4 protein-coding genes are annotated in these 10,379 nt (G+C 31.5%); all 4 read right to left on the minus strand.

The window, feature by feature from the left end; all coding sequences use genetic code 11:
- Nucleotides 1-2,446 (minus strand): nSTAND3 domain-containing NTPase (locus HMPREF0518_RS10275; protein WP_003626415.1); only part of this gene is annotated, 2,446 nt, incomplete at its 3' end.
- 88 nt (nt 2,447-2,534) lie between these two features.
- A complete protein-coding gene (pglX, locus tag HMPREF0518_RS04100; protein WP_003626416.1) occupies nt 2,535-5,996 on the minus strand; it encodes a BREX-1 system adenine-specific DNA-methyltransferase PglX in 3,462 nt (1,153 codons plus the stop codon).
- Nucleotides 5,997-6,082: 86 nt separating this feature from the next.
- A complete protein-coding gene (gene brxC / locus HMPREF0518_RS04105; RefSeq protein WP_003626417.1) occupies nt 6,083-9,808 on the minus strand; it encodes a BREX system P-loop protein BrxC in 3,726 nt (1,241 codons plus the stop codon).
- Between the two features lie 9 nt (nt 9,809-9,817).
- The coding region (locus tag HMPREF0518_RS04110; protein ID WP_035518228.1) for a DUF1788 domain-containing protein at nt 9,818-10,379 on the minus strand (562 nt) is incomplete at its 5' end.

Here is a 10,379-nt window from a genome sequence, read left to right on the forward strand (position 1 = left end):
TGAATTTGCTTTCATCAAAATCTTTTGAACGAATCTGAATACTTAGTTTTTGATAGATTTTAAAAATGGAATTTTCACTAAATTCTTTTAAATTTTGCATTCCTATATTTAACTTATTAAGAGACTCTACTATATTTGCAACTGCTTCACAATCAGTCAAGCTTGATGAATGAAATACTATTGGGATAATCTTTACCAGATATCTCTTGTCATTTTCTATTACATCATGTACGGAATGCACTGAATTTGAGTTATTAATAATAGTTAATCTTAAATTTCTACTGTAATCAGCAATCAAATGTTTAATTGTCTTATGATTTGTTTTCTGATTAGCTAAACTTATTAAACCTTGCCAAATATTTTCTCTAAATTTAACATATTCTGGAGTTTTAAAAGCAGGAAAATTCTGCATTACCAGAAAAGATTTTTCATTTGGAATCTCACTTGCAGTGTGAAAACTCAATTTAAGAAAATCGGGACTAATAGCCAGAAAAATTCTTTGTGCTGATTTTTCAGGAAAATTTTTTATTAGTTCATTAATAAGTGCAATTTGTTGTGTAAATTTATAAAACCTAAAAGTATTAAATTGTATTGACCAGAATTCATCTACTGCCAATTTAAACTGAGATACTTTTTGTGGCACTTTAACAAGGTATTTATAAAAAAGTTCTGCTGCTAACTCGGGCTCGTCATATGATATACCTCCTATTATTTTTAGTAAATAATCATATAGAAAGGTGTCATTTTCAATTTTATTGTCCATATCAACTTTTACTGGCTTAACTTTTTTTATTTTAGCCAATACTAAGCTAACAGATGAATTAATATCATAGCTACAAAACATAGAAACAAATTGCAAATATAGAATTTCATCTTGATCATGGAAGAATTGAAATGACTTCTTTACTTGTTGTGTAACATAGCTATTATTTTCTTCATTCTGAAAAAAGCCACGCAAAGTTTGTACATTATCACGAACAATGTTAGAAGCATATCCAAAATAATTATTAATCATAAAATTTAGAGAAATTAATTGTCGATCAAGAAACACTGTTTTTAATACATAGCTACAAATAATTTGATCCTCAAAAAATACATATCTATGATTTACAACATTTATTAATTCCATTTGGGTGAGTATGTCAATATTTTCTTTGAATTTTTCTTCTGAAATTTTGTATTTTTCTAATACCGGTTTATAATAGCTAATTCTTTTAATATCAACATTCTTTAAAAAAGCAATTATGCCCAATGAAATAAGACTATGTAAATCTAAATGTTTTCTAACTAAAACATCACCTAATAATTGCTTAAATACTTGACTAAAGTCACTAATATCTGAAAGTCGATGTCTTTTATTAAAGACTTTTGCTGAGAGTAATGCGAATCTTAAATTGCCATGTGATATCGCCCCAATTCTATCCAAGACTATATCATCTTTAATATTATATATTTTTTCAATACATTCTCGAACTTGTATTGCCGAAAGCTGTGTTAATTCCAATATATCAGCATTAACCCAATGCCCCAGTTCTTCATAAACATCATTCTTTGCATAATTTCGTACTGTCAGTATGATTTTTATATCTGATTTTTTTATTTTTCTTTGAAAAGCTTGAAAGACTTTTTCTAAATCATTAATTCGATTTGCATCGTCAAATACTATGACTTTCAAAGAAGAATCATCAATATAGCTTTGAATTTCGGAAATTAATGCTCTTGTATCGAAGACATTGTTCACAAAGAAAACTTGATCACCATATTTTTTAGTGTACTCGTATGCTAGTCTAGTTTTTCCAACACCACTTGATCCAGTTAATATAACCACATTTTTGTTTTGTAGCTTATCATTTAACTGTTCAAGCTCACCTTCCCTATATGCAAAATAATTATATGTTGATGCCCCAGTATATTGATCATTAAAGTCTTTTTCAAACTCTTTAGCAGTCATTAATTGTCGTGGCTTTAATACGAAACCTAAATATTCTTCTGCAAGGCTTCTATACTTATCTCTAATATCTGTTGCCAAATCATAATTTGAAACAAATTCAAAATCTATATTTTTCTTTTTCAGAAGGTTTTGTATTGCCTGTATATCCTTCGGTTCAATATCTGAAGTTGCCGAAAAATATTTTATCTTCTTAATTTTATCTTTATCGATACTACTATTATCAATTTTGGATAAATCATCTTTAACCTTTTGAAATATTTTCTTTTTCTGAGATGTATACTCCATTAGTATATACTTATCGTCTGAGGTAATTATATATGAATCAGGAGTACCTTTAGTAGTTTTATTTTTTCCATCTTCTGAACCTAGAGGTACTATGCTAGCAACAATACCTTTCGTTTTACATTCGATTCTTTCATATTCATCACAAAGTTTTTGAAAAGTAGCTGGATCAATTTCTTTTATTGCTTGTTCTATACGATTTAATTCAGTCAAATATGATCACCTCAGAATATATGTTTTGTTTAAATTATAACAAAAAGCCCTATCTGCTTCACAGATAAGACTTTCATTTTAAATCTCCTTATAACTTCGATAACAGCTTCTCGCCTTGTTGCAATTTATCATGGTTGACAAGCACACCATCATCCAGATCAAGGTCAACCGGATTTTGTGACAAGTGATCTAAAATTTGATCATATTTCATGATCTCGTTCATCTGCTTATTAAGAGTAGCAATTGTCTTACGATATTTACTCTTAGCACTAGCTGTTGTTTCTTGATCGAGCAAGTTCTGATCAACTTCAATTAGATCATTCATTGCAGGCTGAAGCTCATGCAGATAATGACGCACCATTGGAAGCTGTTCAGTGTTGTAACGATGTAGATACATCAATGCCTTGAAGCCTTTATTTCTGCCTGAATTAAATTCCCAGTAAATTGGACGCTTCTGATAGATCTTAGCATGATCCTTATAGAAATCATTTAAGAAATAGGTTCTAATAATATCTTCTGCACTTGTACCTCGTTCAAACTTTTTAGGTTCTAATGTTTGAGCAATGAAGTCCATGTTTTCTGTCAATGTTTCAGGGTCAAAGGTTTTAGTTAGGAATTCTTTCAAACGGACAATAATATCACGATCATCATCGAAATACTGACGATCAGTTAACAGAATAATGTTTTCTTTGTTAGGCTTGAATGTCGTATATTTTGAATCATCCCAGTCGCCACCAGCATAGACTAAACCATCTTGATCTAATGAATAACGACCAAAGACACAGCCGATAAAGTAAGACAAAAATGCTTTGATGTCGCGAACTTGATCTGCTTTACGAACGGATACTTCTTCGTTGGATTTTAATTGGTTGAAACGTGTGAGTGCTTCATTGGACCAGCTATTGTAGGCTTGGTGGAGGGATGCAGCATTTTGTGTTAGAAATGGACTCTTTTTAAAATCCCATGAAGTTTCAAAGGCATCCCAATCCAATTTACTTAATCTTATATTTAAATTTACTAATTTATCTATTGCTATATCATCATTATTTATATAAGGAAGTTCAGAAATTGTGCCCGGTTGTATATTCATAGTAGGATTAAGGATACTTACATAATAATTAGAAACTACACTTCCCAAATACCCTAAAATTCTAAAAATATTAGAATCGTTAGTGAATAATTTAGACCCTGCATTATCAAATAAATGTCCTACCATAGTATATCTTATTGAAAGATTTCCCGATGTCAAAGCGCTCCATGTAAGTCCACTTTTAAATATATAATCTAAATTATAATTATGTGACCTTACCTTTCCATTCTTATTTTTAAAATTTCGTATTTCGATTCCATCTTTTTCCCAATTTACAACTAAATAATTATTGCCAAACCATTTTCTGAATTCGCCGCCTTTATCATACGGGAACCATTTCTTAGCTGATTCTTCAGCTACTTGTCGGTTCTTATAATTAAAACCAATGTTATTTAAGTCTATTTCATACCAAAATCTTACAAATTTCTTATTATCGGAAGTTGCCATCCCTAATCTTGTTTGAGATATGTCTCCTAATTTCTCTTTGCTGAAAAGCTTAAAAGATTTTTGACTTATCCAATAAGCTATAGGACTGCCAGGTATCTTATCAAAATTTGATTGATCAGTATAATACAAGTACTTAACTTTTGGATCACCAATAGCTTCCAAAACTTTTTGCTCTTGAACAATCATTCCACCCTTAAAGTTACTTAATCGTAAATAAGTACCAACTTTATCATCATCTGAATTTTTCAACACAAATGTATCAATAGGAACTGTAGCTTCTTCAAAAGCTGAATATTCCATCTGAATTAAACTATCGATCTTAAAATTATTGATAATATCATGTCTTAATGGTTCATATGTCTTAATAAACATCCAAACCAAAGGTGTCATATAGCCTGCATAGCCGCCTTTAACTAATTGATGTACATTATGGTAAATAAAAACAGAGAACAGATCCTTAGAGTAATTCTTATAACTATCTCTCAAATACTTCTTCAAGGTTTTATCGAACTTATTCATATAAGGTGGATTAGTAACAACAGTTTCATATTTAGTAGCCATCACTTTAATTATCTTTAAGGTCTTAAGAATCTGCTGTTGTATTTTCTTATAACCAAAAACATCAAGACCACTTTCAAAATCTAATCCAGCAACTACTTCTTCAATAGAATCCAAATCAATGCTTTCGTCAATTTTGATAATTGATCCTAATTCTGTTGCGTCAGAAAAATCCTTAACTACTTTCTTTAAGTTGGCTCTAACCACTTTATCTGAAATAAAATTATAAAATTCATCAGATACATGAAGATCTTCAAAATAATAAAGATTTGTAGTTGGATTCCTTCTTAAAAAGCGTCGATCATACTCTCTCCCCTTCATCATGATAGAAAAGTAAGCTAACTGAAATGCACGTTTATCGATTTCTAATCCAAAAAGATTATTCTCAATAATTTTTTGAGCAGCATCCCTCATTGAATATCCTTGCTCAATATACATCTTCATGAAAAGATCAAATGCATATACCAAGATATGACCTGATCCCATTGCATTATCCAGTAATTTATAGTCAATAATATCTTGATTTTCATTAATAGCTTTTATTTCATCTGGTAATAAATACTTTAATTCATGTTTAACTGTGCTATCAGGGTGTCTTTCAAGATAGTATTTTCCCAATGAATTATCTATCATATATCTGACAATCCAATCTGGAGTAAATAACTGTGTAGCCGCAGGAATCTCGTCTTTTTGAATAGCCTTACCGTTCATATTCACTACTTCTTCATGAGGTGCATTATTGTAATACTGGTAAAGCCAACCAATAATCTGGACTTGTCCTTCCCTTTTGACATCAAAATATTCTTCTGGAATTTCATTAACCAATTCTTTAATGACGCCACGATCATAATGTGGAGTGAACAACAACTTCAAATAATTAGATGTCTCTTCAAACAATCCAGGAAGAATCTCACTTAATGCATCACTTTGCTTAATAAATAGCATGGTATACAAACTATCCATTAATTCAGGAGTCTTTTCTGTTAATGCAGTAGTGATTAGTTCTTTTTCTTCAATACTATAGCCACCAAGATCATCACCAATTTCCATTGCTTCATTGATAATGTCAGGTTCATTTCTACCTTCTTCACTAGAAAGAACCCGCACTCTACTTGGCAAGTAATTATTAACTTCCATAAAACGAATAGCAATTATTCGGTTGAACCAAGTGTAAGCTACTTCTTCTACAAAATCCTTATATGCAGTCTTAGAGTCTTCTTGATATCCGTGGCGATTTAATTCTGCTACAATATCTTTGCGCCAGCCAATTTGTGCACCGGTTAATGCATTAGCTTCATTATCATCAACATAGTATTCCTTGTCTGGGGTTGAAATCGACAATTTGTCTTGAATCTCATTTTCATCAATGCCTAAAGTTGATAGTTTAACTTTAATAGCATTAATTAATTCTGTTCTTGCATTAATCGCATATTTTTTAATCTTATTCTTATCCATTTAGTTGATTCCTTAATTTATATAATTATCTAAATTATAGCAAACTAAAGACACTCATGAGTAATACGCTCTGAGTGCCTTTACTTTTATTTGAAGTCTACATTTAAGATATCTGTATGTTGAAGTTCTTGTTTAATATTCTTTCTTAATTCAGCTAAATATTTATCAAGATCTTCTTCATTCGTGATCTTCCATGAATCTTCATGAACTAGTTCGGTAATATCTTTAGATTTATTACTCTTAACTCTAATAATAGGTTTAGTTTTATTAGATACGGGAGCTACAGAAACAGGTTCTTTCTTGTCATTTTCTTCTGCTGCAGTTTTCTTTTCTCGAAGTTCTTGCTCTTTTCTAGCCTGTTCAGCTAATTCTGAACTAACTCGAGCAATATTTTCCTTCTGCTCATTAGTTTGACCATCAATATTGTTTTTTAGTCCAACCAATGATACATAAGCATCTTCACTAGCGCTATTGCTGTATTCCTTAGCTTTTTGCAATAAAGTATTGAAGACATTTTCCGCCATATCATTTAATTCGCGGTCTTTATCTTCCGGAAAATCTGATTCCGCAATTCTCTTCTTTATTACATCAAGACTTATTTGAATTTGTGCCTCAATCTTATCGTAAGCCTCTTGAATAATATCATTGTATTTATCCGCAAACTGAGTGTTTAACTCTTTAAGCTTAGGAATTGTATTGTTGAAGTTATCATTTTCTAGGCAACCTTTAATCTTTTGAGCTATTCCGATTAAGTCTTGGTCTTCAATCATACTCTTAGCGTAATTGTAGCGATCAAGATAGCGATGTGCTTTATTCCAAATTGCTTGTTGGCTACTTGTTTGCTCTACATCCCCGTAAAACTCAAGAATAGCTTTATCTTCGAGTTCTTCATGCCAATCTTCATAATCATCTAAATGATCTGAAATAATCTGGAAGACACGGTCACTATCTTTAACGTTAACAATAGCATTTAGGTCATGAACACCTTCAGCTAATAATTTATGACCAGGATAAGGCGTATCAAAATTATACTTTTTACGCATTAATGCATTTAAACAATCGACAAAACGTTTTGTTTTGTTTTTAATATCGTCTGCCATTTGCTCAGAAGTAGTATTTTCATCTACTGTTAAACGCATATCAAGGATATCATTGACAAAGTCTTTTGCATCCCTCTTTTGACGCATCGATATTTCTTTAACTGGCTTAATTGTCAACTTAGCGATATTATTCTTGCCGATTAAGTAACGTTGCGTTCCTTTGGGATCCTCTTGAGCACTAGTCAATGAAATCTGTTCATTGTTAAAATAGAACTTAACTTTACCGTTAACAAATGCTTTAGCTACCATCCAAGCAATATCAGTTGGTTTATAACCATAAGGGATTTCACCAAAACGTTTAATCACATTAGCCAATGAAACATTATTCATGTTGCTAGCTTGGACGCTGATATAATTGATGATTTCTTTAATTGCCTGTTCATCATCACTGAACAAGTCATTTTTATTTTTACCCTTTAGGGTATCAAGGATATCTTGATCCGTCTTAACCGCAGTCAAATAATGTAAATTACGATAATTACTATCAATTATTTCCTTCTTGGCTTGCTCTAATCGACTTTCAAAATTACTACCCTTAGGTAAAACATCATCCAAGACATAAATATCAGCATCAATCAGATCATCCTTGATCATCTTCTGAGTGGCTTCTTCTACCTGCTTAGATTCAGCCTTTCTATTAAAGGCAATTTCTTGCTTTTTATCATCTGATCGACTTTCCGGTTTTTGCAAGTAAGCATTAATCTTTTCAATATGACGATAGTTTTCAATATAACGATCATCGTCTTTAAGAACGATAATGATGTTCTTACCATCACTAGCCTTTTGTTGGAAGTCAATTTCTCTATAATCATCAGCAATCAATGTAGAGATAATCTGAATATTGAGATTATTGCTTAAACGGTTTAACCCCATTTCATCAATATATTCATTGAACTCAAAGATATATTGATTCTTCATATGAGGGTAAGTATATTTTGCGTCAATCAAATTAGATGTTAATAAATATGAACCAATCTTTTGAGCTACCTTACGATCATCAACCTCAATTGCATTAATTGCTTCATTAACTTCTCGTTCTGAATCAGTCAAGAATTGGTAAGTATCTAGCTTCTTTTGAATATAATTCTGTCTCATTAAGACATTTAAAGCATCCTTAACTTCTGCAGTTAAAGCTTGTCTATCCTGATCAACACTATCTAGCAGTAAAGTAACTATATTTTCTAAAGTTGAAGGATAATTATCAACATAACGTACCATGAAGAGAACGGCTAATACTTGAATATTAAAACAATAGTCTTCATTATTTTTGTTAACATACCTATCGGTTTGAGCTCGATCAAATACCACTTGGTGATCATGACTTAAGAACTCTTTCATCCCGATAAAGAATGCAGAAAATGGTACTAACCTACCTAATTCATCATTCTCATATCTCTTGGTAGCTTCCTGGAAAGTTCCCAGCATTGAACGTTCACCATCAGACATGTGACTACCATTTGCACCATGTTGACGAACTGCAGTTAAGACCTCTTTTAATAAACTAAATTGATAAGGAATAAATGGATAGTTTTCGACAAATTCTTGAGCATTATCAAATTTTTGACGCTTGATTGCATCACTGAAATTAATCTTATTATTAATGCTATATTGCTCTTTAGAGTATATATCTGCCAATTGATCACTTACTAGTGGCTTTTTAGTCAGTAATCTTTTACGAATAACTTCATCTGCGTTGGCAGAACTCATATTGATCAAAGTATTAAAACGACCTTGAATTTTAGAGAAATCTCGTTCATATTTAGAAAAGTTGCTGGCGACTTCATCCATTTGTTGCTGAGAAGTAACTACTACCCACGCACGACCTTGACATTGGACACCCAGTTGCTCAACGATTGTCTGTAAGTTAAGCATTCTACTATTATTGTCACCAATAAACTGACCAACTTCATCAGCTAGGAATACAAAATGAGCATCATTACCTTTTTTATCAAGATAATTTTTAACCAACTTAGCAAAAGCTGTTGCATCAATGCTAAATTTTTTAGTTAACAGAGTTTGAACATAATTATTTGCATCTGTTTCATCCAATGCACCACAATTTACTAAAGCAGTCTTAATCTTAGTTGACATTAATGCATAATTTTTTCTAAGTTCAACCCAGCTAGAATGATCCGTTGTAGCTAAATCTGCAAAAGCTTGCTTAAAGGCCTCATATTTACCAATGCTATCAAGCCAGCGTTCCATATCTGCTACTACTGCAATTGGTGAATATCCTAATTGCTCGTTAAAGACTTTAAGAAAGACATCTAGAATTGAATTATCATTATTTGCAGCGTTCGAATCAGCCTTTGAATCAATATTGAATAAAGCAACTTCGGTCGGTACACTAGTAGCTTTATTAATGGCATCAGCTAAATGATCATCATCGAATTTACCATCTTGTAAGAAGTAATCAATTGCTTGACGTCCTTTTACCGTATCATTCTCTAATAAATAGGAAAGGATTTTTAAGAAGTGAGATTTACCTGATCCAAAGAAACCGCTAATCCATGCTCCCATTTCATCGGTAGGATTATTAATACTCTTATCATAAGCATCAAAAAAACGAGTAAAGTTACGTTTTAATTCATCAGTTACAACATATTCTTCGAGTTCTTGTTGTTTAATATCATCACTATCTTGACCAATTTTAATGACGCCACGAATATCTCTATTTATATCTTTTGCAAAAATATCTTTTATTTGTATCATAATATGCCTTTAATCTATTCTGAATGCTCTATAGTAATTCTGATCTTTAATTTCACCAAATGCACGCAAGCTCATTTCATCGTAGTTTCCAGGATAGAACATAACAACTGGATTATTATCTAATACTTGATGCATAGTGTTTAAAATTTTATGAGCGCGAATAATTGGATAGACTTTGCCTAGTCCAGTCAGAAATACAATACATTGTCCATCCCTTTCTGGAATTCTTTCTTTAATATATCCAACAATCAAATTATTATTTTCACTCATTTCAAGAATGTTGTTTATCTGTTCGATTAAAACATCGAATCCTTGATTTTTCTCAATATCCTCTAAAATCGGAATAGGATCAGATCCAGTATATTTTTCTTGATCCTTGAGCAAATGCATCATAATGTCATAAATATCAAATACTTTTATATTAACTCTTGCTGCACGGGGGCTTTCTTGAATTTTATCAATCTGCTTCCGCATATAAAGTTCCTGATCTGCTGGATAATCAAAAACATAATAGCCTACTTCATTTGATAAACCTTCGTTATGTCGAAACTTAGAATCGTCCATTTTTTCT

It is taken from the genome of Lactobacillus helveticus DSM 20075 = CGMCC 1.1877 (assembly GCF_000160855.1).
GTDB classification, from domain to species: Bacteria; Bacillota; Bacilli; order Lactobacillales; family Lactobacillaceae; genus Lactobacillus; species Lactobacillus helveticus.